We start from the raw sequence: 25875 nt of genomic DNA on the forward strand, positions 1-25875 counted from the left end.
CGTAATAGGGCCTCGCCGTTTTTTATGCCTGTGGTTTTTTCCACGCAAAAAAAACCCGACAAACCAGAAATCTGTCGGGGGTTTTCTTTTGCCTTGAGATATCAGGCGTCTCGCAACGCCTGATCTCAGCTCAGCTTATTGGCAAGCTTCGCAATCCGGCTCGTCAATCGCGCAGGCCTTTGGCACTGGCGCCGGACCTGCCGGAGCGGCCAGAACCGAATCGTCGCCGTGGTTGCCGCCGCTGGAAACAGCGTTCAGCTTACCGGTGTTGATGGTCGACTTCTCGGTGCTGGTCGCGGCCAGGGCACGGAGATAGTAGGTGGTTTTCAGGCCACGGTACCAGGCCATGCGGTAGGTCACGTCGAGCTTCTTGCCCGATGCGCCGGCGATGTAGAGGTTCAGCGACTGGGCCTGGTCGATCCACTTCTGACGACGGCTGGCGGCGTCAACGATCCACTTGGTGTCCACTTCGAACGCGGTCGCGTAGAGCTCTTTGAGTTCTTGCGGGATGCGCTCGATCTGCTGCACCGAACCGTCGTAGTACTTCAGGTCGTTGATCATGACCGAGTCCCACAGACCGCGAGCCTTCAGGTCGCGAACCAGGTACGGGTTGATCACGGTGAATTCACCCGACAGGTTCGATTTCACGTACAGGTTCTGGTAGGTCGGTTCGATCGACTGCGAAACGCCAGTGATGTTGGCGATGGTCGCGGTCGGTGCGATGGCCATGATGTTCGAGTTACGGATGCCTTTCTGTACACGGGCGCGAACCGGTGCCCAGTCGAGGGTTTCCTTCAGGTCGACATCGATGTACTTCTCGCCGCGCTGCTCGATCAGGATCTGTTGCGAATCCAGTGGCAGGATGCCCTTGGACCACAGCGAACCGTTGAAGGTCTCGTAGGCGCCGCGCTCGTCGGCCAGGTCGCAGGAAGCCTGGATCGCGTAGTAGCTGACCGCTTCCATCGACTTGTCGGCGAACTCGACGGCAGCGTCGGAGCCGTAGGCGATGTGCTGCAGGTACAGAGCGTCCTGGAAGCCCATGATGCCCAGACCGACCGGACGGTGGCGGAAGTTGGAGTTCTTCGCCTGCGGCACCGAGTAGTAGTTGATGTCGATCACGTTATCGAGCATGCGCACGGCGGTGTTCACGGTGCGTTGCAGCTTGGCGGTATCGAGCTTGCCGTCGACGATGTGATTCGGCAGGTTGATCGAGCCCAGGTTGCAAACGGCGATTTCGTCCTTGTTGGTGTTCAAGGTGATCTCGGTGCACAGGTTCGAGCTGTGGACCACGCCGACGTGCTGCTGCGGGCTGCGCAGGTTGCACGGGTCTTTGAAAGTCAGCCATGGGTGGCCGGTTTCGAAGAGCATGGACAGCATCTTGCGCCACAGGTCTTTGGCCTGGATGGTCTTGAACAGCTTGACCTTGCCCGGGTACTCGGTCAGCGCTTCGTAGTACTCGTAGCGCTCTTCGAAGGCTTTACCGGTCAGGTCGTGCAGGTCCGGTACTTCGGATGGCGAGAACAGGGTCCACTTGCCGTCATCGAAGACGCGCTTCATGAACAGGTCAGGGATCCAGTTGGCGGTGTTCATGTCGTGGGTGCGACGACGATCGTCACCGGTGTTCTTGCGCAGCTCGATGAACTCTTCGATGTCCATGTGCCAGGTTTCCAGGTAGGCACACACCGCGCCTTTGCGCTTGCCACCCTGGTTCACGGCCACAGCGGTGTCGTTCACCACTTTGAGGAACGGCACAACGCCTTGCGACTTGCCGTTGGTGCCCTTGATGTACGAACCCAGCGCACGAACCGGCGTCCAGTCGTTGCCCAGGCCGCCGGCAAATTTCGACAGCATGGCGTTGTCGTGGATCGCGTGATAGATGCCCGACAGGTCATCCGGCACGGTGGTCAGGTAGCAGCTCGACAACTGTGGACGCAGGGTACCGGCGTTGAACAGGGTCGGGGTCGAAGCCATGTAGTCGAACGAGGACAGCAGGTTGTAGAACTCGATCGCACGGTCTTCTTTCTGCTTCTCTTCGATCGCAAGACCCATGGCCACGCGCATGAAGAAGATCTGCGGCAGTTCGAAACGCACGCCATCCTTGTGGATGAAGTAGCGGTCGTACAGGGTCTGCAGGCCCAGGTAGGTGAATTGCTGATCGCGCTCGTGGTTGATCGCCTTGCCCAGTTTTTCCAGGTCGAAGGTAGCCAGCACAGGGTTCAGCAGTTCGAACTCGATACCTTTGGCGATGTAGGCCGGCAGTGCCTTGGCGTAAAGGTCGGCCATTTCGTGATGGGTGGCGCTTTCGGCGACTTCGAGGAAGTTCAGGCCTTCGGCACGCAGAGTGTCCATCAGCAGGCGGGCGGTGACGAACGAGTAGTTCGGCTCGCGCTCGACCAGGGTACGGGCGGTCATCACCAGGGCGGTGTTGACGTCGGTCAGGGCCACGCCGTCGTACAGGTTCTTCAGGGTTTCGCGCTGGATCAGGTCGCCATCGACTTCTTCCAGGCCTTCGCAGGCTTCGGTGACGATGGTGTTCAGGCGGCCCATGTCCAGCGGCGCGAGGCTGCCGTCGGCGCGGGTGATGCGGATCGACGGGTGCGCGTTGACTGCTGCTTCGGCAGGAGCGTGAGCTGCGCGCTCTTTCGAACGGCCGTCACGGTAGATCACGTAGTCGCGTGCAACTTTCTGCTCGCCGGCACGCATCAGGGCCAGTTCGACCTGGTCCTGGATTTCTTCGATGTGGATGGTGCCGCCCGATGGCATGCGACGCTTGAAGGTCGCGGTGACCTGTTCGGTCAGGCGCGCAACGGTGTCGTGGATTCGCGACGAGGCGGCAGCGGTGCCGCCTTCAACTGCGAGGAACGCTTTGGTGATAGCGACGGTGATCTTGTCATCGGTGTAAGGAACGACAGTGCCATTACGCTTGATCACGCGCAGCTGGCCAGGCGCGGTGGCTGCCAGATCCGAAGTCGAATCGGCGGCCTGCGGCAAGGTGCCCTGCGGGTTCTCGCGAGTTGTGTCGGTTTGCATGGGGGGTGGTCTCCACATTCTCTATGTTTGTTTGGCACCGTCATGGTGCTCACCGTTCTGTACCGAAGCACTGCAACCGACGGGCGTCGGCATTACAAACTTCGGAACAGTAGGAAAAAGGCTGCAACGCCGCATCCTTGCCGAAGTTTTGGTTACGAGCCGAAGCTCGCCACCGGATTCCTTCGCGGGTGGCAGTCATGACTGCAACACCCATACCGTTTTGTCCGTTTCGGACCAAATAAAACGGTGCCATCCGCCAGTGCGGTTTGGGCTTGAAAAAACTCGCTTGTTCTACCGGAAACTGGCCATAAAGCACTTGAGTTTCAGGTCTGAAATGTGGTTGGGCGTTTTAGGTGAAAACCCTATATGTAGGGTCTCTGTTTTCGCCGTGCTACAAGATAATGCGTTTCAGGGGGGGATTGCAACGTACTACCTGTGGATAAGCCTGTGCGTAATTTGTGTAAGAAACAGGGAAAACGCGTGTAGGCCGCGAACCTGCTGAGCCAGACCGTTTGTCACTGTTTTTTTGCCTGGAAAAACGCTTCAGCGGTTTTTTAAGGGCGCGAACCCTATCACAGAATTCGGCCTTGTCCGAACGCATTTACCGACTTGTTTTCCGCGTGACCGGCGTTTATACAATCGCTGGGTGCATGGGCATTTTTATCCTCCTGAAACATGACAGATGATCGGGAGGACTCATGTAGGAGCTGCCGAAGGCTGCGATCTTTTGATTGTGATTTTTCAAGAGCAAGATCAAAAGATCGCAGCCTCGTTTCACTCGTCAGCTCCTACAGGAACCGCGTTCATTCAGCGAAACCTTCATATATCAATAAAAACAGCAAGCAGAGGTCACCGGTGGAGCAACAAACCTGGCAGGTATTGATCGTCGAGGATGACCAGCGACTGGCCGAGCTCACCCGCGATTACCTGCAAGCCAATGGCCTGCGCGTGGAGATCGAAGGCAACGGAGCGCTGGCGGCGGCGCGGATCATCAAGGAGCAGCCGGACCTGGTGATCCTCGATCTGATGCTGCCCGGCGAGGATGGCCTGAGCATCTGCCGCAAGGTGCGCAGCCAGTACGACGGGCCGATCCTGATGCTCACCGCGCGCACCGATGACGCTGATCAGATCCACGGCCTCGACCTCGGTGCCGACGACTACGTATGCAAACCCGTGCGTCCGCGCTTGTTGCTGGCGCGCATCCAGGCGTTGCTGCGCCGCAGTGACACACCGGAGCCGGCCGCTGAAAAATCCCGGCGTTTGCAATTCGGTCCACTGGTGGTCGACAACGCGTTACGTGAAGCCTGGCTGAGCGACAACGGCATCGAGCTGACCAGCGCCGAGTTCGACCTGCTGTGGCTGCTGGTGTCCAACGCCGGGCGGATACTTTCCCGGGAAGAAATCTTCACTGCCCTGCGCGGCATTGGCTATGACGGCCAGGACCGCTCGATCGACGTGCGTATCTCGCGCATCCGCCCGAAAATCGGCGACGACCCCGACCATCCGCGCCTGATCAAGACCATCCGTAGTAAAGGCTACCTGTTCGTCCCGGAAGCCTGCGCAGACCTGGCGCTGTGAATTCGATCTTCCTGCGCATCTACGGCGGCATGTGCGCCGCGCTGATTCTGGTGGCGGTGCTCGGCGTGCTGGCGCTGAACCTGCTCAATCAGGTGCGCAGCGAGCAATACCGCGAGCGCCTGGCCCACGGCACTTTCTCGCTGATGGCCGATAATCTGCAACCGATGAACCAGACCGAGCGTCATCGCGCGCTTCTGGTGTGGGAGCGGCTGCTCGGTATTCCGCTGACGCTGAAGAAGTTCTCTGAAACCGACCTTGATCTGGCCCAGCGCACCCGTGTGTTGCGCGGTCAGGCGCTGGTCGAGCAGACCGGGCCTCACGCGGCCAAGGTCTATCGGCTGATCAGCGAAAAAGAGCAAATGATGCTGGTGGGCGAGGTGCAGCAGATCAGCGAGCAACTGGCCCGGGCGACCATTTACCTGCTGGCCGATGAGCTGGTGCGGGTACCGGTCGGCGAACAGCCCAAGCGTCTGGCGCAGATAAAACAGGAAAAGGGCTTTGGCTTCGATTTGCGTCTGGTCACGGTAAATGACGCCGACATGGACGAAGACCAGAGCCGCCGCGTGGCCGAGGGCGATACGGTGATGGCGCTGGGCAAGGGCGGCGATTCGATCCGCGTCTTCGCCGGTATGGTCGGCACGCCGTGGGTGCTGGAAATCGGCCCGCTGTATCAGATGAATCCGTATCCGCCGGAATGGCTGGTATTGATTGCCGCGCTGGGCCTGACCCTGATCGGCCTTATCGTTTATCTGTTGGTGCGTCAGCTCGAGCGACGTTTGCGCGGCCTCGAAGCAGCCGCCACGCGCATCGCCAAGGGCAGCCTGGAAACCCGTGTGCCGGCGCGCGGTGCCGACTCGGTCGGGCGGCTGGCGTTGGCGTTCAATGGCATGGCCGAGCACCTGCAACAGTTGCTGGCGATCCAGCGTGAACTGGTGCGCGCGGTGTCTCACGAGCTGCGCACGCCGGTGGCGCGGCTGCGTTTCGGTCTGGAGATGATCGGTACGGCGACCACCCCGCAGGCACTGGAGAAATACCGCGAAGGCATGGATCACGACATCGAAGACCTCGATAAACTGGTCGACGAGATGCTCACTTACGCACGGCTGGAGCAGGGCTCGCCGGCGCTGACTTTCCAGCGCATCGATCTGGATGCGCTGGTCAATCAGGTGATCGCAGAATTGGCGCCGCTGCGCGCCGAGGTCACGGTGCAGCGCGGTTTGTGTCTTTCATCTGCCGACAATGACGGCGCCTGGGTCGAGGCCGAGCCGCGCTATCTACATCGGGCGCTGCAGAATCTGGTGGGCAACGCGATGCGCCATGCGCATTCGCAGGTGACGGTGAGTTATCAGGTTGGCCAGTTGCGTTGTCGGATCGACGTCGAGGATGACGGGCCGGGCGTGCCGGAAGTGGCGTGGGAACGGATCTTCACGCCGTTTCTGCGCCTCGACGACAGCCGCACGCGCGCCTCGGGCGGGCATGGTCTGGGCTTGTCGATTGTGCGACGGATCATTCACTGGCACGACGGCCGGGCGATCATTGGCAAGAGCAAGAGTCTGGGTGGGGCCTGTTTCAGTCTGAGCTGGCCGAGGAATCAGGAGCGCCGCTGAGATTCGGGATACCGCCTTCGCGAGCAGGCTCGCTCCCACATTTGAAATGCAATCCCCTGTGGGAGCGAGCCTGCTCGCGAAGGCGCCATGACAGGCAATGCAAACTTCAGGCAGGAATGCTGACCAGACTCAACAACTGCCCATCCTGCACTGCAAACTGCGCCTCCAGCTCCGATCCATTGCGCCATTCGCTGGACAAATCAGTCAGCAACCGCAGCCTGACCTGACCCGCCGCAGTCCATTCCAGCACTTCGGCATGCTCGAAATAAAAGCGCTGCTGCACGATCGGGTACAGCGCTTTGAATAAACTCTCTTTCACCGAAAACGTCAGGGTCACCCGCAGCGCCAGTTGCTCCTGCGAGCCTGCCGCCATGCGCTGCATTTCCGCCGGGGTGAGAATTTCCCCGGCCAGGCGTTCGGCGCGCTCGTGGCTCAACAGGTTTTCCAGATCCATGCCCAAGCCGCGCCAGTGCTGTTTGTTGGCGACAATCGCCGCCGCACGGCCAGTGCTGTGGGTGATCGAACCGCAGATGTGCGCAGGCCACACCGGCGCGCGGTCTTCGCCAATCGGCGGGACGATATTCAGGCCTTCGAGTTGTTGCAGCGCGGCCCGCGCGCAAATGCGTCCAGCGAGAAACTCGGCCTGGCGCTTGGCCACCGAGCGCTGAATGCTCGGCGGCGCCAGCACAGCGCTGCGCTGGAAGTCATCGCCAAGCAACCGTGTCGGGTCGAAGTGGGTACTGAGCAGCACGGTATCGGCCAGGACCGTCGGCAACGGCCAATGGCTGTCGAGCGCGGAGCAGCAGGCGGGCAGGGCGGGGGTGGTATGCATGGCGGGCATTTTGCCGGTTAGTCGGGGCGAGGTCGAGATCGGCGGTGAAGCCTTCGCGAGCAGGCTCGCTCCCACAAGGGATCTTCTGGGCGACAGATATCCGGTGTGGGAGCGAGCCTGCTCGCGAAAGCCGCGCCTCGGTGGTTACTGACTCAACCGAAGATTTTCTGGAAGAACGCCTGCATATCCGCCCACGACTTCTCGTCCGCCGCCTTGTTGTAACCAATGTCCGGCCCGCCATGCTCGCCATGGCTCAGGCGATCGGCATCCGGATTGCTGAAACCATGCTTGGCGCCATCCAGACTGACGAACTGGTAGTCCGCCCCGGCCTTGTCCATCTCCGACTTGAACGCGGTGACGTGGTCCTGAGTGACCATGCTGTCCAGCGCACCGTGCTCGACGAGGATTTTCGCCTTCACACTGCCCGGAGTCGCCGGGGTCTTGGTTGCCAGCGCGCCATGGAAACTCACCACACCGGCCAGCGGCACACCCTGACGCGCCGCATTCAGCACCACGGCGCCACCGAAGCAATACCCGATGGCGGCGATTTTGTTCGGGTCGGTCTGCTTTTGTTTCTTCAACAGATCGAGCCCGGCGGCGAAACGTTTACTGGCGGCATCGGCATCCTTGGTCGCTGCCTGCATGAAGGCCATGGCGTCTTTCGGGTGCTCGGTGTTTTTGCCTTCACCGTACATATCGATGGCCAGAGCGCTGTAGCCGAGTTCGGCAAGATCCCGCGCGCGGCGCTTGGCGTAATCGTTCAGCCCCCACCATTCGTGAACCACGACAACGCCGGGGCGTGGGCCTTTGATCGCGTCGTCGTAGGCGTAGTAGCCGATCAGTTGGCTGCCGTCGGCGCTTTGGTAGGGGATTTCTTCAGTCTTGATCGCAGCCTGGGTGAAGCTGCTGACTGCCAGCAAAGTGAGGGCGAGGAACAGGCGCATGGTCGGGTCTCCTTATTGAAAGTGGTCAGAACAGCCTAGTCGATCCGGTTCAGGTCAGGTTCAGAGACGGTTCAGGGGCCGTACAGGGGCGGCTCAGTAACCTTGCGCCATACCCAAACAGCACTGTGAAAGAGGAAATACCCATGACTCGTTTAAACAAATTGCTGCTGGCTTTTACCCTGTTAGGCTCCAGCATCGCGGCCAACGCCGACGACACCAGCAACTTCGCCGGCCTGACGTTCGGCCAGACCAGCGACAAGATCGACAAGTCCCACGCGCTCAACAACAATCTCGGCAACCCCAACGTCACCGGGGCCATCGACGGCAACAACACCTACGGCATGCGCCTCGGTCAGCAAAACAGCCAGGGCCGCTACTACGCCACCTACGACAACGTTTCCGGCTCGCACAATGGCGTTAAACTGCGCCAGGAAAATCTGCTCGGCAGCTATGACCTGTTCTACCCGGTGGGCGGCAGCACCAAGTTGTTCGGTGGCGCCACGGCCGGTCTGACCAAGCTGACGCAGGATTCGCCGGGTTTCAGCCGTGACAGCGACATCGGTTACGCCATCGGTGGCCAGGTCGGTGTGTTGCAGCAAGTTTCGCAGAACACCTCGATAGAACTCGGTTACCGTTACCTGCGCAGCAACGCCAGCACCGAAATGAAAGACAGCGGCGGCAGCAAACAGGGCTCGCTGGACTTGACCAGCAGCGCGCAGACCTACCTGTCGGCCAACTACTATTTCTAAGCGGTTGTCGCCGATTGAAGTGTGGAAGCGAGCCTGCTCGCGAAAGGGGTGTATCAGCCGACACTTGCTTGGCTGATCCACCGGATTCGCGAGCAGGCTCGCCCCCACAGGTAGTTGCCTGGAGAGTTCAAGAGATAGGGAGAAAGGCATGAAACTGTTGGTCGTCGAAGACGAGGCGCTGTTGCGTCATCACCTGCAAACCCGCCTGACGGAAAGCGGTCATGTGGTCGAGTCCGTGGCCAATGCCGAGGAGGCGCTGTACCAGACCGGCCAGTACAACTTCGATCTGGCGGTGATCGATCTCGGCCTGCCGGGCATGGGCGGCCTCGACCTGATCCGCCAGTTGCGCTCGGGCGGCAAGACCTTCCCGATCCTCATACTCACCGCGCGCGGCAACTGGCAGGACAAGGTCGAAGGCCTCGCCGCCGGTGCCGACGATTACGTGGTCAAGCCGTTCCAATTCGAAGAACTCGACGCACGCCTGAACGCATTGCTGCGCCGCTCCAGCGGTTTCACCCAGTCGACCATCGTTGCCGGGCCTTTGCTGCTCGACCTCAATCGCAAACAGGCCAGCCTCGATGAGCAACCGCTGGCGCTGACCGCTTACGAATACCGCATCCTCGAGTACCTCATGCGCCATCACCAGCAAGTGGTGCCCAAGGATCGCTTGATGGAGCAGCTGTATCCGGATGACGACGAGCGCGATCCGAATGTCATCGAAGTGCTGGTCGGCCGTCTGCGCCGCAAGCTAGAAGGCCCGGCCGGGTTCAAACCGATCGACACCGTGCGCGGCCTCGGTTACCTGTTCAATGAGCGCTGCACTTGATCCGTTCCCTTCGCGTTCGCTTGATGCTCGCCGCCACCACGTTGGCGGTGTTGTTCATGCTTGCCTTGCTGCCGGCGATGCAGGGCGCCTTCAGCCTTGCCTTGCAGGACTCGATCGAGCAACGTCTGGCCTCCGACGTCACCACATTGATCTCCGCCGCGCGGGTGGAAAACGGTCGGCTGGTGATGCCGTCGCAATTGCCCGACGAGCGTTTCAACCTTACCGATTTCCGCTTGCTCGGCTATATCTACGACCGCGACGGCAAACTGGTGTGGCGCTCGAAAGCCACCCAGGAAGAACAGATCAACTACAAACCGCGCTACGACGGCCTCGGCAACGAGTTCGCGCGGATTCGTGAAGCCAGCGGTCAGGAGTTCTTCGTCTACGACGTCGAAGTCAAACTGCTCGGCGGCAAGAGTGCGGCGTTCAGCATCGTCGCTCTGCAACCGGTGCGTGAATACGAAACCACCCTCGAAGGCCTGCGCGAAAATCTCTATCTGGGCTTCGGCGCGGCATTGCTGGTGTTGCTGGCGCTGCTATGGATCGGCCTGACCTGGGGCCTCAAGGCCTTGCGCCGATTGAGCCAGGAACTCGACGAAATCGAAGGCGGCACCCGCGAAAGCCTGACGGAGAAACACCCGCGTGAACTGCTGCGCCTGACCGGCTCGCTCAACCGCTTGCTGCTCAGCGAACGCCAGCAACGCAGCCGCTACCGCGACTCCCTCGACGACCTCGCCCACAGCCTGAAAACCCCGTTGGCGGTGCTGCAAGGCGTCAGCGAAGACATGGCCCAGCGTCCCGCAGACCGCGACCAGGCCTGGGTCCTGCAAAGCCAGATCGAACGCATGAGCCAGCAGATCAGCTACCAACTGCAACGGGCCAGCCTGCGCAAAAGCGGACTGGTGCGCCATCAGGTGCGTCTGCAACCAGTGCTCAAAAGCCTCTGCGATACGCTGGACAAGGTCTACCGCGACAAACATGTGCGCGTGACCTTTGATCTGCCGGAGCACTGCTACGTGCCGATCGAGCAGGGCGCCTTGCTGGAAATGCTCGGCAACCTGCTGGAAAACGCCTATCGCCTGTGCCTCGGCGAAGTGCGGGTCAGCGTGCGCGAGTCCTTGGCCGGGATCGAATTGTGCGTCGAGGATGATGGCCCGGGCGTGCCACTCGATCAGCGTGCGCGAATTCTTGAGCGTGGCGAACGCCTGGACGCCCAGCATCCCGGGCAGGGCATCGGGCTGGCGGTGGTCAAGGACATCATCGAAAGCTACAACGCGCGTTTGGCTTTGGGTGATTCACCGATGGGCGGGGCGGCGTTCAGGATTCATTTTCCGGCGGTGTAAAGGTTGGCAGTGCCAGCCTCTTCGCGAGCAGGCTCGATCCCACCTTGAAAAGCATTCTCCTGTGGGAGCGAGCCTGCTCGCGAAGGCGTCTGACTTCACAACTCCTGTGCCCGATAAGCCCCCGGTGTCAGCCCCGTCCATTTCTTGAATGCCCGGTGAAACGCCGAAGGCTCAGAGAACCCGAGCTGCTCGGCAATCTGTTGCAACGACAGCTCCGCCCGGCCCAGATGATAGATGGCGATATCCCGCCGCAGCTGATCTTTCAGCTCCTGAAAACTGGTGCCTTCCTCGCGCAAATGCCGCCGCAAAGTCTGCGGGCTGATATGCAGATGCGCGGCGACGGCTTCCAGATCCGGCCAACTCGCAGCGTCGCGGCTGAGCAAGCGGCGCAGGCGGCTGCTCAGGCTGTCGCCGTCGTCCGGGCGTGAGAGCAGGTCGGCGGGGGAGCGCTCGAGGAAATGTTTGAGCGTGCGTTCGTCCTGCAACAGCGGCATGGCCAGATAGCGACTGTGAAACAGCAGACTGCTCTGCTCGGCATCAAAGGTCAGCGGGCAGGGGAACAGCAGATCGTATTCGCCGCCGTGCTCGGGGCGCGGATAGCTGAAAGTCGCCTGCTCGAGGCGAATCCGCTGGCCGATCAGCCAACTGCCGAGGCGGTGCCAGATCACCAACAGACTCTCGCTGAGAAAGTGATCCGGGTCCCACCACTGCGCGTCGTCCAGGCTCAAACGCACCCATTCGTCTTCGCGACGCAGGGTCAGGCGTGGGGCGTCGGGGAACAGGCTGTAGAACAACAAACCACGTTGCAGAGCCTTCTCCAGGTTGCGGCAGTGAATCGAGGCGTGGCACATCATGGCGAAGCTGCCGGGCTTGCTCGGGGCGTTACCGAAACCCAGGTATTCGTCGTCCAGCGCCAGCCACAGCCCTTGAATCAGCCGGGTGAACTGCTCCGGGGCAATCCGCGCGCGGGGTTCGTCGAGCAACTCCGGGCTGATCCCCAGTTGCTGCAACAGACCTGAATAATCCAGGCCGCGCCGGCGTGCGCCGCCAAGGGCGGCACGGGCGAAATGGCTGGCGATGGTGCGTTCGCGCATAAGCGGCAATCCTTGTTCAGGCACCGATCGTAACGGCGGGCCGGCAACGCCACAAGGCGGATTTCCGCCAAATTGCAGGACGCCGAACGCTCAGTTGGCGGAAATCCGCCATGCCTCAAGTCACTGATTGGTGACAGGAAAATCCCCCAGCCCCTGATATCAAAAGGCTTGCTGCCATTCGCACCAATCTGGCACGACGTTTGCGATACAAGCGACAGAAGCGTGCATTTCTCCGACCGGGAAAAATGCCGTTCCAACAACAAATCCCTCCAGTGCAGGAGGGTTCGCAATTAAGGTTCAGCGCTCGACAGATGGATGTTGCCGCTGGACGCTTGAGGAAACCTGCAATGACGACTCGTCAGCCACTGTACAAATCCCTGTATTTCCAGGTGATCGTTGCCATCGCCATCGGCATCCTGCTTGGTCACTTCTATCCGCAGACCGGTGTGGCCCTCAAGCCACTGGGTGACGGCTTCATCAAGCTGATCAAAATGGTCATCGCCCCGATCATCTTCTGTACTGTTGTCAGCGGCATCGCCGGCATGCAGAACATGAAGTCGGTAGGCAAGACCGGCGGCTACGCGCTGCTGTACTTCGAAATCGTTTCCACCATTGCCCTGCTGATCGGTCTGATCGTGGTCAACGTTGTGCAACCGGGCGCCGGCATGCACATCGACGTCACCACCCTCGACGCCTCGAAAATCGCCACCTACGTGACGGCCAGTAAAGACCAGAGCATTGTCGGTTTCCTCCTCAATGTGATCCCGAACACCATCGTCGGCGCGTTCGCCACCGGTGACATCCTGCAAGTGCTGATGTTCTCGGTGATCTTCGGCTACGCCCTGCATCGCCTGGGTTCGTACGGTCGTCCGCTGCTGGACATGATCGATCGCTTCGCCCACGTGATGTTCAACATCATCAACATGATCATGAAACTGGCGCCGCTGGGTGCGTTCGGTGCCATGGCGTTCACCATCGGTGCCTACGGTGTCGGCTCGCTGGTGCAACTGGGCCAGTTGATGATCTGCTTCTACATCACCTGCGTCCTGTTCGTCGTGCTGGTGCTGGGTGCGATCTGCCGGGCTCACGGTTTCAGCGTATTCAAGCTGGTGCGCTACATCCGTGAAGAACTGTTGATCGTACTGGGTACGTCCTCGTCGGAATCGGCACTGCCACGCATGCTGATCAAGATGGAGCGTCTGGGCGCGAAGAAATCGGTAGTGGGTCTGGTGATCCCGACCGGTTACTCGTTCAACCTCGACGGTACTTCGATCTACCTGACCATGGCCGCCGTGTTCATCGCCCAGGCGACTGACACGCACATGGACATCACCCACCAGATCACCCTGCTGCTGGTACTGCTGCTGTCCTCCAAAGGCGCGGCGGGTGTGACCGGTTCGGGCTTCATCGTCCTGGCCGCGACACTGTCGGCGGTAGGTCACCTGCCGGTTGCCGGTCTGGCGCTGATCCTCGGTATCGACCGTTTCATGTCTGAAGCCCGCGCACTGACCAACCTGGTCGGTAACGCTGTAGCGACCATCGTCGTCGCCAAGTGGGTCAAGGAACTGGACACCGATCAACTGCAGACCGAGCTGGCTTCCGGCGGTCGCGGTATCTCCGATGAGCGTGAAGAAGACGACCTGGGTGTGGCTGAAGGCCCAACCCCGAGCAATGTGAAGTAAGCATCGCTTGCACAGAAAAACCCGCCTCGGCGGGTTTTTTTGCCCCCGGAATTTGAGCGCAACGGTCACACCTGCTGACATTTGCGGTGATTGCCGCATCGGCGATGGCTGCCTAGGCTGAGTACATCGCCCAAGGAGTTCGCCCATGTCTGCACCGCTGGCCTCACTGAAGATTCTCGATTTCTCCACCTTGCTGCCGGGCCCGTTCGCCTCGTTGCTGCTGGCGGACATGGGCGCCGAGGTGCTGCGCATCGAATCGCCAACCCGTATGGATCTGCTGCGGGTGCTGCCGCCGCATGATGGCGGGGTCTCGGCCAGCCACGCTTATCTGAACCGCAACAAGCGCAGTCTGGCGCTGGATCTCAAACAGCCCGAAGCGTTGGAGATCATCAAGCAACTGCTGGGCGAGTACGACATCGTGCTCGAGCAGTTTCGCCCCGGGGTGATGGAGCGCCTGGGCCTGGGTTATGAAGCGTTGAAAGCGATCAATCCAAAGCTGATTTATGTGTCGATCAGCGGTTACGGCCAGACCGGGCCGTACAAGGAACGCGCCGGGCATGACATCAACTATCTGGCGCTGGCCGGGCTTGCCAGCTATACCGGGCGCGCCGACAGCGGGCCGTTGCCGCTGGGCATGCAGGTGGCGGACGTGGCGGGCGGCTCGCTACACGGCGTGATCGGCTTGCTGGCAGCGGTGATTGCCCGTCAGCAAACCGGGCAGGGCACCCATCTGGATGTGAGCATGACCGACTGCGCGTTCAGCCTGAACGCCATGGCCGGCGCTGGCTATCTGGCCTGCGGCGCGGAACCGGGCCGGGAAGACCAGATGCTCAATGGCGGCAGCTTTTACGATTATTACCGTACCCGGGATGGGCGCTGGATGTCGGTGGGCAGTCTGGAGCCGGCCTTCATGCAGCAATTGTGCACGGCGCTGGGCCGGCCGGAACTGGCCGCGCAAGGGTTGTCGCCCAGGCCTGAGCAGCAACAGGCCTTGAAAGAGGCGTTGCGCATTGAATTCGAGCGGCATGATTTTGCAGAACTGTGTGAGTTGTTCGCCGGGGTCGATGCCTGTGTCGAGCCGGTACTGAGTCTGGGCGAGGCGTTGCGCCACCCGCAAATGCAGGCGCGGGAGCTGGTGACCCAGGTACCGCGCGGCGATGGCACGACGCAGGCGCAGATGGCCTGTCCGTTGAAATTTTCTGAGGCGTTGCCGGCGCCAAGGCATGTTGGTGCGGGGTTGGGGCAGCATACGGATGAGGTGTTGGGGGAGTTGGGCTTGAGTGCTGAGCGGATCGCCGAGTTGCGTTCCGCCAAGGTGATTCTGTAGCGCTCATGCCGCCGCCTTCGCGAGCAGGCTCGCTCCCACATTGAAATGCATTCCCCTGTGGGAGCGAGCCTGCTCGCGAAGGGGTCAGTCAATACAACCCAGGAACCAACTATTCCACCCGCATCTCACCACTGAACACCAAGGTACTGCGGCAGCGCCGGCACAGATACCGCCGCCCTTGCCGCACCAGACCGTGACGCTGGGCGGTAAACGGGAAATCACTGTCGGGGCACGGGCATTTGTAGATATAGCGGGTCACGCTGCGCCGCTTGATTTCATAGGTGTGGCAGCGATCCGGCGGCAATTCGTAGACGCCGCGCATGATCAGTTGCCACTCCTCGCCATGGGGCTGGATGCGGTCGCCGAACAGTTGATGAGCGATCAGGTGAGCGACTTCGTGAGCGACGGTCTGCTTGAGGAAGTGCTCGGTGTTTTCCCGGTACAGCTGCGGATTAAAGCGCAGCAGGTTCTCGTGCAGATGCGCGACACCGGCTTTCTGCCCGCGCAGCTTGAGACTGACGACGGGGCGTTTGAAGGAACGTTTGAAAAAGGATTCAGCGAGTTGGTAACAGTCTTCGACGCGGGTATTGAGTTGCTCGGGCATGCTTGATGGATCTCCAGAGGCGCCGAGTATGCCGCAACCCCGGCGACTTGCGAATCGCCGACCTGCCGAATGGTCGTCGCCCAACGAGAAGGCCGCCTTGCGGCGGCCTGTATTGGCAGATGTTGTTTTTCTCAGGCAGGAAACAGGTCAGTTGGTATAGACCGGGCCGACACCCAGGCCCCAGACAATCACAGTGAACGCCATGATCGCCACCAGCACCACCAGGCCGACGGCGAGCACCGAGCTGGAAAACAGGAAACCTTCATCCGAAGGGATGTTCATGAAGGTCGGCAGGCCGACATACAACAGATACACCGTGTAGCAGATGGCCGCTGTGCCGACGATCATCCCCAGCCACATGTGCGGATACAGCGCCGCCAGACCGCCGACGAACAACGGTGTCGCGGTGTATGTGGCAAACGCCACGCAACGGGCCAGGCTTGGATTGGCGTCATAGGTGCGCGCCATCCAGTGCACGAAAGCGCCCATCACCGCGACCCCGCCGAGCATCGCCAGGTACGACATGATGGTCATCCACAGAGCGCTTTCAAACGTGAGCATCACCGGCGCGCGATTGCCGATCACCCAGCCGACCTGGGTCGTGCCGATGAACGCCGAGACAGCGGGGATCGCCGCCAGAATCAGCGTGTGCGTCAGGTACATGTGGCTGATGCTTTCCTCTTGGTCGCCACGGATCTCCTTCCATTCCTGATCGGGGTGGGTAAACAGTCCCACTACGTGATGGATCATGCCATTCACTCCTCTTGTCATTGCCATCGCCCCCCAACGGAGCGCCTACGGGCCAAGATGGCCGAGCAAATACAGGTCTTCAGATGTGTGCGACCTTATGTCGCAGTATAGAAAGGACTCCAACGCACCGGTATGCCGGGCTTAGAGCAAATCGCGCTGTAAACGGGATGGATAATCGCCTCGGGGTCTTGCGCGGAAGGCATTTTTGGGGTTGAAACACTTTTGTGGCGAGGGGATTTATCCCCGTTCGGCTGCACAACAGTCGCCAAGCCATTCACCGAGCAGTGTCAGGCGATACGAGTTCTCGGGTTTCAGGGCTGCTTCGCAACCCAGCGGGGATAAATCCCCTCGCCACAGATGCTTCGCGCTACTGGGGTTTTTGCGTAAAATGCCGGCCTTTCGTCACACCTCACGGATTTCGCGTCATGGGCACTCTTACGGTCAACCAGAACAAACTGCAAAAGCGCCTGCGCCGCCTGGCCGGCGAAGCGATCGCCGATTTCAACATGATCGAAGATGGCGACAAGGTCATGGTCTGCCTGTCCGGGGGCAAGGACAGCTACACCATGCTTGACGTGCTGATGCACCTGCAGAAGGTTGCACCGATCAAGTTCGACATCGTCGCGGTGAACATGGACCAGAAACAGCCGGGCTTTCCCGAGCACGTGCTGCCGGCCTACCTGAAAGAACTGGGCATCGAGTACCACATCGTCGAGAAAGACACTTACTCGGTGGTCAAGGAACTGGTGCCGGAAGGCAAGACCACCTGTTCGCTGTGCTCGCGCCTGCGTCGCGGCACGCTTTACACCTTCGCTGACGAAATCGGCGCGACGAAAATGGCCCTCGGTCATCACCGCGACGACATCGTCGAAACGTTCTTCCTCAACATGTTCTTCAACGGCACTCTGAAAGCGATGCCGCCGAAACTGCGCGCCGACGATGGCCGCAACGTGGTGATTCGCCCGCTGGCGTACTGCAACGAGAAGGACATTCAGGCCTACTCGGACCTCAAGCAATTTCCGATCATCCCGTGCAACCTCTGCGGCTCGCAGGAAAACCTGCAGCGCCAGGTGGTCAAGGAAATGCTCCAGGACTGGGACCGCAAGACCCCGGGCCGCACCGAATCGATTTTCCGCAGCCTGCAGAACGTGGTGCCGTCGCAACTGGCCGACCGCAACCTGTTCGACTTCACCAGCCTGAAGATCGACGAGACCGCGGCTTCGCGTTTCGTCAATGTCGTCAATCTGTAAACACAACCTGTAGAAGCGAGCCCTGTGGTTGAGGGGACAGCTTCTGCATGGGTTATTCATTTCCAAACCTCAGGAGAGGGCATGCGCGATTACAAGTGGCTGCACGAATACTGTCTGAACCGTTTCGGTTCGGCGGCTGAACTGGAAGCCCATCTGCCCGTTCCCAAGACCCCCGCACAACTGCGCAAGATCCGCGACGACCGCTACCTCTCGACCATGGCCCTGCGGGTTTTTCGCGCCGGGCTCAAGCACAGCCTGGTCGACGCCAAGTGGCCGGCGTTCGAAGAAGTGTTCTTCAAATTCGATCCGGAAAAAGTCGTGCTGATGAGCGCCGAACACCTTGAGCGGCTGATGCAGGACGCGCGGATCATCCGCCACCTCGGCAAGCTGAAAAGCGTGCCGCGCAATGCGCAGTTCATTCTCGATGTGGAAAAGGACAAGGGCAGCTTCGGCGCGCTGATCGCCGACTGGCCGGTGACCGATATCGTCGGTCTGTGGACCTACCTGAAAAAGCACGGCCACCAACTCGGCGGGCTGTCGGCGCCACGCTTTTTGCGCATGGTCGGCAAGGACACGTTCGTGCCGAGCTACGACGTGGTCGCAGCGTTGAATGCACAGAAGATCGTCGACAAAGTGCCGACCAGCCAGCGTGATCTGGCGACGGTGCAAAACGCGTTCAACCAATGGCACGAACAGAGCGGCGGACGGCCGATGAGCCAGATTTCGATGATGCTCGCCTATACCGTCAACCATTAAGTCAATCTGATCGTTCCCATGCTCCGCGTGGGAACGCCGCCCGGGACGCTCCGCGTCCCTGAGACGCAGAGCGTCTCTGGATGCGTTCCCACGCAGAGCGTGGGAACGATCGGTGTAGCAACTGATGGCGATCGGTCAGGCGACGCTGATCTCGCCTTCACCCGCCAATTTGCGATTCAACTGATAGCGCCAGCGCACATACAACAGCGCCGAGCAGAATACCGCCAGGCTCGCGGCCATTTCCAGCAGGCCGAACAGCTGCCGGTTGGGGTCGTACGCCGCCAGGGCGCCTTTGATGAAATACAGGTTCACCACAAAACACATCCACGAATGGCCACGGGCGCTGCCCATGATCATCGCCGGGGCGAGCACCAGCCACGGGATCAGCTCGACCAGCAGAATCACCCACGGCCGCGCGCCATGCAGATCGGCGAACACCAGGTAATAAACAGCGAGCAAGCCGGCGAGGGCGAAAAAGCTCAGCAGGCTGAGCACGCGCATCGCCTTGACCCGTGGCTCAAGCCACTCTGTCGAGGGCAGGACTTTCGGCTTCTTCGCCATCAGCCCACCAGCTTCTGCGCGGTTTTCGCCAGACGCAGACCGAGTGCGCGACACAGCGCCACTTCGTGCTGGTCGAGACCGTTCTTGCCGTCGGCACCGGCGTGATGGCTGGCGCCATAAGGCGTGCCGCCACCTTCGGTTTCGAGCAGGGCCGATTCACTGTAGGGCAGGCCGGTGATCAACATGCCGTGATGCAACAGCGGCAACATCATCGACAACAGCGTGGTTTCCTGACCGCCGTGCAGGCTGGCGGTGGAGGTGAACACGCCGGCCGGTTTGCCGACCAGCGCGCCGGTCAGCCAGAGGTTGCTGGTGCCGTCGAGGAAGTACTTGAGCGGCGCGGCCATGTTGCCGAAACGCGTCGGACTGCCCAAGGCGAGGCCGGCGCAGTTCTTCAGATCATCGAGGCTGGCGTAGAGCGCGCCCTCAGCGGGAATCTCCGCCGCCACCGCTTCGCACTCGGTGGAAATCGCCGGCACTGTGCGCAGACGCGCTTCCATTCCGGCCTGCTCGATGCCCCGGGCGATCTGCCGGGCCATCTCGTTGGTCGAACCGTTGCGGCTGTAATAGAGAACCAGAATGTACGGCGTGCTCATGGCAACAACTCCAGCACGTTTTCCGGTGGGCGACCGATGACGGCCTTGTCGCCGACTTCCAGAATCGGCCGCTCCATGAGTTTCGGGTGTGCGGCGATGGCGTCGATCAATTGCTGCTCGCTGAGGCTGGCGTCGGCCAGGTTCAGGGTTTTGTATTCCTCTTCACCGCTGCGCAGCAGCTGCCGCGCGCTGATCCCGAGCTTGCCGAGCAGGGCCTTGATCTGCGCGGCGCTGAGCGGCGTTTCCAGGTAGCGCACGACAGTCGGAGTCAAGCCGCGGGCTTCAAGCAGTTCCAGCGCGCCGCGGGATTTCGAGCAGCGCGGATTGTGATAAAGCGTCAGATCGGTCATGGCGGGTCGCTTCTGGCGTAAAGTGGCGGCTATTCTAACTGTGCGGCGCGCAATCCAGAACCGTCAGAGGCGATGGGTCGCAGGCGCTTTCGAATTTTCACAAGGAACACGACATGACACGGCGATTGGCAGCGGCATTGACGATAATCGGGGCGTTGATGCTGGGGGGCTGCGGCAATGATTACGGCATCGACCAGAACGGCCAGAAGGTAGCGTCCGAACGTCTGGACAAGCAGTGGGTGGTGCTCAATTACTGGGCCGAATGGTGTGGCCCGTGCCGCACGGAAATTCCCGAGTTGAATCATTTGGCTGATGAGCTCAAGAGCAAGAACGTCGGTGTGTTCGGGGTCAACTTCGACAACGTTCAGGGCGCGGAGCTGAAAGAGGCGAGCGAAAAACTCGGCATCAAGTTCACCGTGCTGGCGCAGGATCCGGCCGAGCTGTTCGACCTGCCGCGCAGTGAGGCGCTGCCGGTGACGTTCATCATCGATGACAAGGGCAAGGTGCGTGAGCAGTTGCTCGGCGAGCAGACGGCGGCGGGGGTGCTGGCGAAGCTGGAGGCGTTGCGGAACAAGTAACCTGTGGCGAGGGGATTCATCCCCGTTGGGTCGCGAAGCGGCCCCATGCGCAGTTCCAGGCGAACTGCAAACTCAGGGCTGCTACGCAGCCCAACGGGGATGAATCCCCTCACCACAGGTAACCCCCTGCGGGCATAGAAGGGCTCAGCCCTCTTCCAGCCACCAGCGCAACGGTTTGCCTTGAGCCGGCCAGAAGCGCACCTGCTCGATGGGCGAAATGTCCCAGCGCTCGACTTTTTCCAGCGCCTGCAAAAAGCGTTGTTCCTGCTCCATCAACGCCGGGGCGCAGAGCTTGCGGGTCTTGCCGATCTTGCCGAAGCTCAGCTTGTCGCCGTCCTGCGTGTAAGGCGCGAACCAATGGTTGCAGCCGCCGTTGCCGTAGGCGCGGCCGTCATCGCCAAGGGTCACGGTCAGATGGCTGTAATCCATCAGTGGCCGCTCGCCGATCCATTCCAGAATGTAGCTGCGGTTGTGCTGCAGTTGCACCGGCTCTGCGGCGCAACCTACCAGGCCGACACCGATCAGTGCGGTCAGGGCGAGGCGTTTCATCACGCAGGCTCCTGGCATTTCGGGCAAAGGTGCCTGTCGCCGACGGCTTTCCAGCCCAGCTCGGCGATGCGCGCGGTGGCGGCGGGTTTCTCGGCGGACTTGCCGAGTTTGGCATCCACGGCGAATTCGAAGCTCAGCTCTTTCGCGCAGCTGTCGCAGTTGACCTGCCAGGTGTGAATGGCCAGTTCGCCGAACACCGGGCCTGTGGTCATCGCGGTCCATTGGCCTGGCGGATTGATCAAGTGGCGGACCGTGTCGACGGTCAGGCGCATGGACAAATCCTTGCTGCCTTTGAGCGTGACCAACAGGGCATCGCCGATACGGATCGAGCCACCGTTGCCGGTCACCTGATAGCGGCCTGGAACCAGGGCGCGGCATTCGGTGAGGGTGTGTTGCGGGTTCATCAGGGTGTAGCGGAAATCGTGTTCGACCATGGGTCCTCCAAATATGCGCGACATGCTAGCACGGGCTCGATTGCAGAATGATGCACGCGTGCGACCTTCGATCCGGTTCAAATGCGCCGACAGTCATGGCAAACTGCCGGCCCCCGAATCTGAAGGAACGGAACATGGCGCTGATCGAATGTTATGAATGCAAGCGGAGCATCAGTTCCGAAGCGCTGGTGTGCATTCACTGCGGCGCGCCGATGGCCGAGCACGCCGCCATGCAGGCGCAATCGACGGCGGCACCGGTGCAAGCCGCGACTATTTCCTTCGGCAGCCTGCCACGCAACAACGCAGTGCCCGAGGCGGTTGCGGCGCCAGTGTCCGAGCCTTTACCCAAAGTGATGCCGGCAGCGGCGGGGCGCCGACGTCGTCAGCAGGCTGCGGAACAGGCACGCCAGGAACAACAACCGCTCAACGCCGATGGCAGTCGCCCGGTGGAAGGCTGGCTGAAAATCATGGTGTTTCTGTTGCCAGCGTTTTTCGTCTGGTTCCTGCTGCGCAACGGCCATTCGAGCAAGCAGCGCCTGCTCGGTTTCGGCTGGCTGGGCTTGCTGATCCTGGCGTCTTCGCTGTCCAAGTAAAACGGTTCAACCCTCGACCTGGTTCTGCGGCGCACCTGCCGCCCAGGTCGCTATGTTGTGCAGGGTGGTCGCGGCAATCGCGCCCAGCGCCTCGCGGGTCAGAAACGCCTGATGCGCAGTGATGATCACGTTGGGAAACGTCAGCAGACGCGCCAGCACATCGTCCTGCAACGGCAGGTCGGAGCGATCCTCGAAAAACAACTGCGCCTCTTCCTCGTAAACATCCAGCCCCAGATAACCGAGTTGGCCGTCCTTGAGCGCGTCGATCAGTGCCGGCGTGTCGACCAGCCCGCCGCGCCCGGTGTTGATCAGCATCGCCCCGGCCTGCATATGCGCCAGTGAGTCGCGATTGATCAGGTGCTTGCTCTGCTCGTTGAGCGGGCAATGCAGGCTGATGATCCGTGATTGCGCAAGCAACTCCGGCAGGCTCAGATAACGTGCGCCCAGGGCCAGCACCTCGGGGTTGGGATACGGATCGTAGGCGAGCAATTCACAGCCGAAGCCGTGCATGATTTTCGCGAAGGTGGCGCCGATCTGCCCCGTGCCGACGATGCCGACGGTTTTGCCGACCAGATCGAAACCGGTCAGGCCATGCAGGCTGAAATCACCTTCGCGGGTGCGGTTGTAGGCGCGATGCAAGCGACGATTGAGGGCGAGGATCAGCGCCACCGCATGTTCGGCCACGGCGTGCGGCGAGTAGGCCGGCACACGCACGACGGCCAGGCCAAGGCGTTTCGCCGCCGGCAGGTCGACATGGTTGTAACCCGCCGAACGCAGGGCAATCAGCCGCGTGCCGCCGGCAGCGAGGCGTTCGAGCACCGGGGCGCTGAGGTCGTCATTGATGAACGCGCAGACCACTTCGTGCTGCTCGGCCAACGCCGCCGTATCGAGGCTCAGTCGCGCTGCTTGAAAGTGAAGTTCAAGCCCGGCCGGGCAGTCGGCGCCGAGAAAGCTGTCGCGGTCGTAGGTCTGGCTGCTGAAAATGATAGTGCGCATGAATCCTCCTGGAACATCGACGCGGGCCGCAATGGCCCGCGACAACTGTAGCGCTTTGCGCGCGCCGTGCCTTGCCGTGGATCAGGCGCTGATGCGCGCCTGCGCCGCGAGTCGATTGATCGAGCGCTCCAGTTCATCCAGCGCGGCGGCGGCTTTCGGATCGTCCTGCTTGAGCAGGGTTTCGCTGCGCTGGCAGGCGGCGCGCAGTTGTGGCACGCCGCAATAACGGGTCGCGCCATGCAAGCGGTGCACGCGTTCGAGCAGGGCATTCTGGTCGTGGCTGTCACGCGCGGCGCGTATCGCTTCGCGGTCGGCTTCCAGCGACGCCAGCAGCATGGCGAGCATGTCCGCCGCCAGATCCGCCTTACCGGCCGCCAGACGCAAGCCTTCTTCGTGATCGAGCACTGGCAGTTCCTGCTGACTCGCCGCGCTGTCGCCGCTGCGCTCCGGCGCCTGATTGCGCAGGGCTAGTCCGGTCCACTTCAACACCACCTGCGCCAGTTGCCGTTCGCTGATCGGTTTGGTCAGGTAGTCGTCCATGCCGCTTTGCAGCAGCGCGCGTTTTTCATTGGCCATGGCGTGGGCGGTGAGGGCGACGATCGGCAGCGGTGTGCAATGCCGCTCGCTTTCCCACTGGCGAATGGTTTCGGTGGTCTGGCGACCGTCCATGCCCGGCATCTGCACGTCCATCAGCACCAGATCGAAAGATTCGCTCTGCACGGCTTTGACGGCCGCGTAACCGCTTTCCACCGCGAGCACGCGGGCGCCCATGTCTTCGAGCAGGGTCTGCACCAGCAACAGATTCGCCGGGTTGTCGTCGACACACAGTACGCGCGGCGCACGGCTGGACAGCGGCTCGCCCGGTTCGCTGCGGGTCTGGCGCGGATTGACCAGATCGGACAGCGCCCGGCGCAATTTGCGCGTACACGCCGGTTTGGCCTGAAGCTGGCTGTGCGGGTTGGGCACCGACAGGTGAAACAGCGTCTGTTCGGTGGTCGGGCACAGCACCAGCACTTTGCAGCCCAGGTGTTCGAGGTCCCAGATATGCTGGTTCAAGCGTTCCGGGAGCATGTCGTTGCTGGTGATGCCGATCACCGCCAGATCGATCGCCTGATCGGTCTGATGCGCGCCGGTGACGCCATTGCTCAGGCTCTCCAGAGTATTGAACGGCGTAACTTGCAGTCCGCAGTCTTCCAGCTGATGTTGCAAGGCCTGACGCGCCAGTTCGTGGTTTTCCAGCACCGCCACACGGCGCCCGAGCAGCGGCGCGGCGGGCAGGTCTTCGGCATCGTCGCGGGTCTTGGGCAGGCTCAGGCTGATCCAGAATTCCGAACCTTCGCCCGGCGTGCTGTCGACGCCGATCTCGCCGCCCATCTGTTCGATCAGGCGCTTGGAAATCACCAGCCCCAGCCCGGTGCCGCCGGGTTGGCGCGACAGCGAATTGTCGGCCTGACTGAAGGCTTGGAACAGCGCGCGGACATCCTGACTCGACAGGCCGATGCCGGTGTCCTGAATGCTGATGCGCAGTTGCACGCTGTCTTCGTGTTCGTCTTCGAGCATCGCCCGGGCGACGATGGTGCCTTCGCGGGTGAACTTGATCGCGTTGCTGACCAGATTGGTGAGGATCTGCTTCAGGCGCAGCGGATCGCCGACCAGCGACAGCGGCGTATCGCGATAGACCAGGCTGACCAGCTCAAGCTGCTTGGCGTGCGCGGCCGGGGCGAGAATGGTCAGGGTGTCTTGCAGCAGGTCGCGCAGGTTGAACGGAATGTGATCGAGTACCAGTTTGCCGGCCTCGATTTTCGAGAAGTCGAGAATCTCGTTGATGATTCCCAACAGGCTGTCGGCGGACTTTTCGATGGTGCCCAGATAGTCGAGCTGGCGCGGGGTCAGTTCGCTTTTCTGCAACAGGTGGGTAAAGCCGAGAATGCCGTTGAGCGGCGTGCGGATCTCGTGGCTCATGTTGGCGAGGAACTCGGATTTGATCCGGCTGGCTTCCAGCGCTTCTTTGCGCGCCAGGTCCAGTTCGATGTTCTGGATCTCGATGGTTTCCAGGTTTTGCCGCACGTCCTCCGTGGCCTGATCGACGCTGTGCTGCAATTCTTCGCGAGCGTTCTGCAGGGTGCCGGCCATGCGGTTGATGCCGGAGGCCAGTTCATCCAGTTCCTGACTGCCGAGCGGCGGCAAGCGGGTTTCCAGATGACCGTCCTTGAGTTGCGCAACCGCTTGTTTGATCTGGCTCAGCGGACGGTTGATGGTGCGGCCCATGCGCAACGCGAGGAGGGCGGCGCCGGCAAGTCCGGCGGCGATCAGCAGCAGGCTGGCGAACAGGCTGCGATAGCCGCGCAGCAACATGCCGTTGTGCGACAGCTCCAGCTCGACCCAGCCGAGCAGGCGTTCGGATTCTTCGGGAATGATTTCGCCGGCGAGGTTGCGATGCTTGCCGAACACCGGCATCAGGTAGCGCGTTGCGTCATTGCCGCTGCGTCGTTGCAGCAGCGCGCTGTCGCCGCTCGGGGCCTGATTGAGCATGGTCGGGCCGGCGTGGGCCAGTGGCGAGCGGTCCGCCGCGAGGAAAGTCACCGCACGCACGTCGGGTTGTTCAAGGGACTGGGTGGCGATGCGTTCAAGCAGATCGGCGTCGCCGTGACCCATCGCCGGCGCCACCAGCGGCGCCAGTTGCTCGGCGATCATTTCGCCGCGCTGCATCAATTGGCTGTGCAGGTCGGTCTGCTGCGTCCAGGTGAAATAGCCACCCAGCACCAGCGCCATCAGGCTGGTCGGCAACAAGGTCAGCAACAGCACGCGACCTTTGATTCCCAGTTTCTTGAGCACGCCTATCTCCC

Annotated in this window: 23 protein-coding genes and 1 pseudogene; 11 read left to right on the forward strand and 13 right to left on the reverse strand. The window is 61.3% G+C overall.

The genetic code is table 11. The features are described from left to right. Positions 1-135: 135 nt before the first annotated feature. Positions 136-3030, reverse strand: a complete 2895-nt coding sequence (locus JWU58_RS07690) for a ribonucleoside-diphosphate reductase subunit alpha (RefSeq protein WP_024013986.1) — start codon at positions 3028-3030, stop codon at positions 136-138. Between the two features lie 855 nt (positions 3031-3885). Between JWU58_RS07690 and JWU58_RS07695 the strand changes: the two genes are divergently transcribed. Continuing rightward, positions 3886-4608 carry a response regulator gene (locus JWU58_RS07695; protein WP_024013985.1) on the forward strand — a complete coding sequence of 241 codons (723 nt, stop codon included), beginning with the start codon at positions 3886-3888 and terminating at the stop codon, positions 4606-4608. Beyond that, the gene (locus JWU58_RS07700; protein ID WP_122707485.1) at positions 4605-6215 is read left to right on the forward strand and encodes an ATP-binding protein; all 1611 of its coding nucleotides are present in this window, start codon (positions 4605-4607) and stop codon (positions 6213-6215) included. The genes JWU58_RS07695 and JWU58_RS07700 overlap by 4 nt, the downstream gene beginning before the upstream one ends. A 172-nt stretch (positions 6216-6387) precedes the next feature. On the opposite strand, the pseudogene JWU58_RS07705 reads toward JWU58_RS07700, so the two are convergent. Both JWU58_RS07705 and JWU58_RS07710 read right to left on the reverse strand, forming a co-directional pair. Further along, positions 6388-7056: pseudogene (locus JWU58_RS07705) on the reverse strand (4'-phosphopantetheinyl transferase family protein); the annotation flags it as partial. A 143-nt stretch (positions 7057-7199) separates the two neighbouring features. Beyond that, positions 7200-7991 carry a dienelactone hydrolase family protein gene (locus JWU58_RS07710; RefSeq protein ID WP_206421714.1) on the reverse strand — a complete coding sequence of 264 codons (792 nt, stop codon included), beginning with the start codon at positions 7989-7991 and terminating at the stop codon, positions 7200-7202. Positions 7992-8134: 143 nt separating this feature from the next. Between JWU58_RS07710 and JWU58_RS07715 the strand changes: the two genes are divergently transcribed. From JWU58_RS07715 to JWU58_RS07725, 3 genes are all read left to right on the forward strand, one after another. Continuing rightward, positions 8135-8740, forward strand: coding sequence for a hypothetical protein (locus JWU58_RS07715; protein ID WP_206421715.1), 606 nt, complete (start codon positions 8135-8137; stop codon positions 8738-8740). Between the two features lie 148 nt (positions 8741-8888). Then, positions 8889-9566: a response regulator transcription factor gene (locus JWU58_RS07720; RefSeq protein WP_016773623.1), complete on the forward strand. Its 678-nt coding sequence runs from the start codon at positions 8889-8891 to the stop codon at positions 9564-9566. Beyond that, positions 9563-10909, forward strand: coding sequence for an ATP-binding protein (locus JWU58_RS07725; RefSeq protein WP_073472181.1), 1347 nt, complete (start codon positions 9563-9565; stop codon positions 10907-10909). Before JWU58_RS07720 ends, JWU58_RS07725 begins: the two co-directional genes overlap by 4 nt. A gap of 95 nt (positions 10910-11004) precedes the next feature. Here the strand turns inward: JWU58_RS07725 and JWU58_RS07730 are convergent, their stop codons facing one another. Further along, positions 11005-12003 (reverse strand): AraC family transcriptional regulator, encoded by a 999-nt coding sequence (locus tag JWU58_RS07730; protein WP_160767693.1) that lies wholly within the window; start codon positions 12001-12003, stop codon positions 11005-11007. Positions 12004-12350: 347 nt separating this feature from the next. Between JWU58_RS07730 and JWU58_RS07735 the strand changes: the two genes are divergently transcribed. Both JWU58_RS07735 and JWU58_RS07740 read left to right on the forward strand, forming a co-directional pair. Continuing rightward, positions 12351-13685, forward strand: coding sequence for a dicarboxylate/amino acid:cation symporter (locus JWU58_RS07735; RefSeq protein WP_122707473.1), 1335 nt, complete (start codon positions 12351-12353; stop codon positions 13683-13685). Between the two features lie 145 nt (positions 13686-13830). Next, entirely contained in the window at positions 13831-15012 is a 1182-nt protein-coding gene (locus JWU58_RS07740) for a CaiB/BaiF CoA transferase family protein (RefSeq protein WP_206421716.1), read from the forward strand. A gap of 109 nt (positions 15013-15121) precedes the next feature. Here the strand turns inward: JWU58_RS07740 and JWU58_RS07745 are convergent, their stop codons facing one another. Continuing rightward, the gene (locus JWU58_RS07745; RefSeq protein WP_024013976.1) at positions 15122-15616 is read right to left on the reverse strand and encodes a SprT family zinc-dependent metalloprotease; all 495 of its coding nucleotides are present in this window, start codon (positions 15614-15616) and stop codon (positions 15122-15124) included. Between the two features lie 147 nt (positions 15617-15763). Beyond that, positions 15764-16366, reverse strand: a complete 603-nt coding sequence (locus JWU58_RS07750) for a Yip1 family protein (RefSeq protein ID WP_016773629.1) — start codon at positions 16364-16366, stop codon at positions 15764-15766. A gap of 425 nt (positions 16367-16791) precedes the next feature. On the opposite strand from JWU58_RS07750, the gene ttcA reads away from it, so the two are divergent. After that, a complete protein-coding gene (ttcA, locus tag JWU58_RS07755) occupies positions 16792-17616 on the forward strand; it encodes a tRNA 2-thiocytidine(32) synthetase TtcA (protein ID WP_056788114.1) in 825 nt (274 codons plus the stop codon). Positions 17617-17697: 81 nt separating this feature from the next. Then, positions 17698-18372, forward strand: coding sequence for a DNA-3-methyladenine glycosylase I (locus tag JWU58_RS07760; protein WP_016773632.1), 675 nt, complete (start codon positions 17698-17700; stop codon positions 18370-18372). Positions 18373-18507: 135 nt separating this feature from the next. On the opposite strand, the gene JWU58_RS07765 is transcribed toward JWU58_RS07760, so the two are convergent. From JWU58_RS07765 to arsC, 3 genes are read right to left on the reverse strand one after another with little or no spacing between them, the layout of a single operon-like run. Then, positions 18508-18933, reverse strand: coding sequence for a DUF2069 domain-containing protein (locus JWU58_RS07765; RefSeq protein WP_206421717.1), 426 nt, complete (start codon positions 18931-18933; stop codon positions 18508-18510). Beyond that, positions 18933-19529: an NAD(P)H:quinone oxidoreductase gene (gene wrbA, locus JWU58_RS07770; RefSeq protein WP_041479575.1), complete on the reverse strand. Its 597-nt coding sequence runs from the start codon at positions 19527-19529 to the stop codon at positions 18933-18935. Before wrbA ends, JWU58_RS07765 begins: the two co-directional genes overlap by 1 nt. Further along, positions 19526-19879 carry an arsenate reductase (glutaredoxin) gene (gene arsC, locus JWU58_RS07775; RefSeq protein ID WP_130911305.1) on the reverse strand — a complete coding sequence of 118 codons (354 nt, stop codon included), beginning with the start codon at positions 19877-19879 and terminating at the stop codon, positions 19526-19528. Before arsC ends, wrbA begins: the two co-directional genes overlap by 4 nt. Before the next feature lie 113 nt (positions 19880-19992). Between arsC and JWU58_RS07780 the strand changes: the two genes are divergently transcribed. Further along, positions 19993-20457: a TlpA disulfide reductase family protein gene (locus tag JWU58_RS07780; protein WP_123443635.1), complete on the forward strand. Its 465-nt coding sequence runs from the start codon at positions 19993-19995 to the stop codon at positions 20455-20457. A gap of 144 nt (positions 20458-20601) precedes the next feature. On the opposite strand, the gene JWU58_RS07785 is transcribed toward JWU58_RS07780, so the two are convergent. Both JWU58_RS07785 and JWU58_RS07790 read right to left on the reverse strand, forming a co-directional pair. After that, positions 20602-21006: an META domain-containing protein gene (locus JWU58_RS07785; RefSeq protein ID WP_123443634.1), complete on the reverse strand. Its 405-nt coding sequence runs from the start codon at positions 21004-21006 to the stop codon at positions 20602-20604. Continuing rightward, positions 21006-21440 carry a hypothetical protein gene (locus JWU58_RS07790; RefSeq protein ID WP_024013971.1) on the reverse strand — a complete coding sequence of 145 codons (435 nt, stop codon included), beginning with the start codon at positions 21438-21440 and terminating at the stop codon, positions 21006-21008. The genes JWU58_RS07785 and JWU58_RS07790 overlap by 1 nt, the downstream gene beginning before the upstream one ends. A 134-nt stretch (positions 21441-21574) precedes the next feature. Between JWU58_RS07790 and JWU58_RS07795 the strand changes: the two genes are divergently transcribed. Beyond that, complete coding sequence (locus tag JWU58_RS07795) at positions 21575-22033, forward strand: hypothetical protein (protein ID WP_024013970.1); 459 nt, start codon at positions 21575-21577, stop codon at positions 22031-22033. A gap of 6 nt (positions 22034-22039) precedes the next feature. Here the strand turns inward: JWU58_RS07795 and JWU58_RS07800 are convergent, their stop codons facing one another. Next, on the reverse strand, positions 22040-23029 hold the full coding sequence (locus JWU58_RS07800) for a 2-hydroxyacid dehydrogenase (RefSeq protein WP_197892568.1): 990 nt from the start codon (positions 23027-23029) through the stop codon (positions 22040-22042). A gap of 81 nt (positions 23030-23110) precedes the next feature. Beyond that, positions 23111-25864 (reverse strand): response regulator, encoded by a 2754-nt coding sequence (locus tag JWU58_RS07805; protein ID WP_073472548.1) that lies wholly within the window; start codon positions 25862-25864, stop codon positions 23111-23113. Positions 25865-25875 lie beyond the last annotated feature (11 nt).

The organism is Pseudomonas atacamensis, assembly GCF_017167965.1.
In the GTDB taxonomy this organism is placed as follows: domain Bacteria; phylum Pseudomonadota; class Gammaproteobacteria; order Pseudomonadales; family Pseudomonadaceae; genus Aquipseudomonas; species Aquipseudomonas atacamensis.

Excerpts from the sequence above, each read along its gene's own strand:
- JWU58_RS07800 (WP_197892568.1), bottom strand. The coding sequence starts at position 23,029 with ATGCGCACTATCATTTTCAGCAGCCAGACCTACGACCGCGACAGCTTT.
- JWU58_RS07710 (WP_206421714.1), bottom strand. The coding sequence starts at position 7,991 with ATGCGCCTGTTCCTCGCCCTCACTTTGCTGGCAGTCAGCAGCTTCACC.
- ttcA (WP_056788114.1), top strand. The coding sequence starts at position 16,792 with ATGGGCACTCTTACGGTCAACCAGAACAAACTGCAAAAGCGCCTGCGC.
- JWU58_RS07780 (WP_123443635.1), top strand. The coding sequence starts at position 19,993 with ATGACACGGCGATTGGCAGCGGCATTGACGATAATCGGGGCGTTGATG.
- JWU58_RS07785 (WP_123443634.1), bottom strand. The coding sequence starts at position 21,006 with ATGAAACGCCTCGCCCTGACCGCACTGATCGGTGTCGGCCTGGTAGGT.
- JWU58_RS07715 (WP_206421715.1), top strand. The coding sequence starts at position 8,135 with ATGACTCGTTTAAACAAATTGCTGCTGGCTTTTACCCTGTTAGGCTCC.
- JWU58_RS07745 (WP_024013976.1), bottom strand. The coding sequence starts at position 15,616 with ATGCCCGAGCAACTCAATACCCGCGTCGAAGACTGTTACCAACTCGCT.
- JWU58_RS07760 (WP_016773632.1), top strand. The coding sequence starts at position 17,698 with ATGCGCGATTACAAGTGGCTGCACGAATACTGTCTGAACCGTTTCGGT.
- JWU58_RS07730 (WP_160767693.1), bottom strand. The coding sequence starts at position 12,003 with ATGCGCGAACGCACCATCGCCAGCCATTTCGCCCGTGCCGCCCTTGGC.
- JWU58_RS07740 (WP_206421716.1), top strand. The coding sequence starts at position 13,831 with ATGTCTGCACCGCTGGCCTCACTGAAGATTCTCGATTTCTCCACCTTG.
- JWU58_RS07790 (WP_024013971.1), bottom strand. The coding sequence starts at position 21,440 with ATGGTCGAACACGATTTCCGCTACACCCTGATGAACCCGCAACACACC.
- JWU58_RS07765 (WP_206421717.1), bottom strand. The coding sequence starts at position 18,933 with ATGGCGAAGAAGCCGAAAGTCCTGCCCTCGACAGAGTGGCTTGAGCCA.
- JWU58_RS07750 (WP_016773629.1), bottom strand. The coding sequence starts at position 16,366 with ATGATCCATCACGTAGTGGGACTGTTTACCCACCCCGATCAGGAATGG.
- JWU58_RS07795 (WP_024013970.1), top strand. The coding sequence starts at position 21,575 with ATGGCGCTGATCGAATGTTATGAATGCAAGCGGAGCATCAGTTCCGAA.
- wrbA (WP_041479575.1), bottom strand. The coding sequence starts at position 19,529 with ATGAGCACGCCGTACATTCTGGTTCTCTATTACAGCCGCAACGGTTCG.
- arsC (WP_130911305.1), bottom strand. The coding sequence starts at position 19,879 with ATGACCGATCTGACGCTTTATCACAATCCGCGCTGCTCGAAATCCCGC.
- JWU58_RS07720 (WP_016773623.1), top strand. The coding sequence starts at position 8,889 with ATGAAACTGTTGGTCGTCGAAGACGAGGCGCTGTTGCGTCATCACCTG.
- JWU58_RS07735 (WP_122707473.1), top strand. The coding sequence starts at position 12,351 with ATGACGACTCGTCAGCCACTGTACAAATCCCTGTATTTCCAGGTGATC.
- JWU58_RS07690 (WP_024013986.1), bottom strand. The coding sequence starts at position 3,030 with ATGCAAACCGACACAACTCGCGAGAACCCGCAGGGCACCTTGCCGCAG.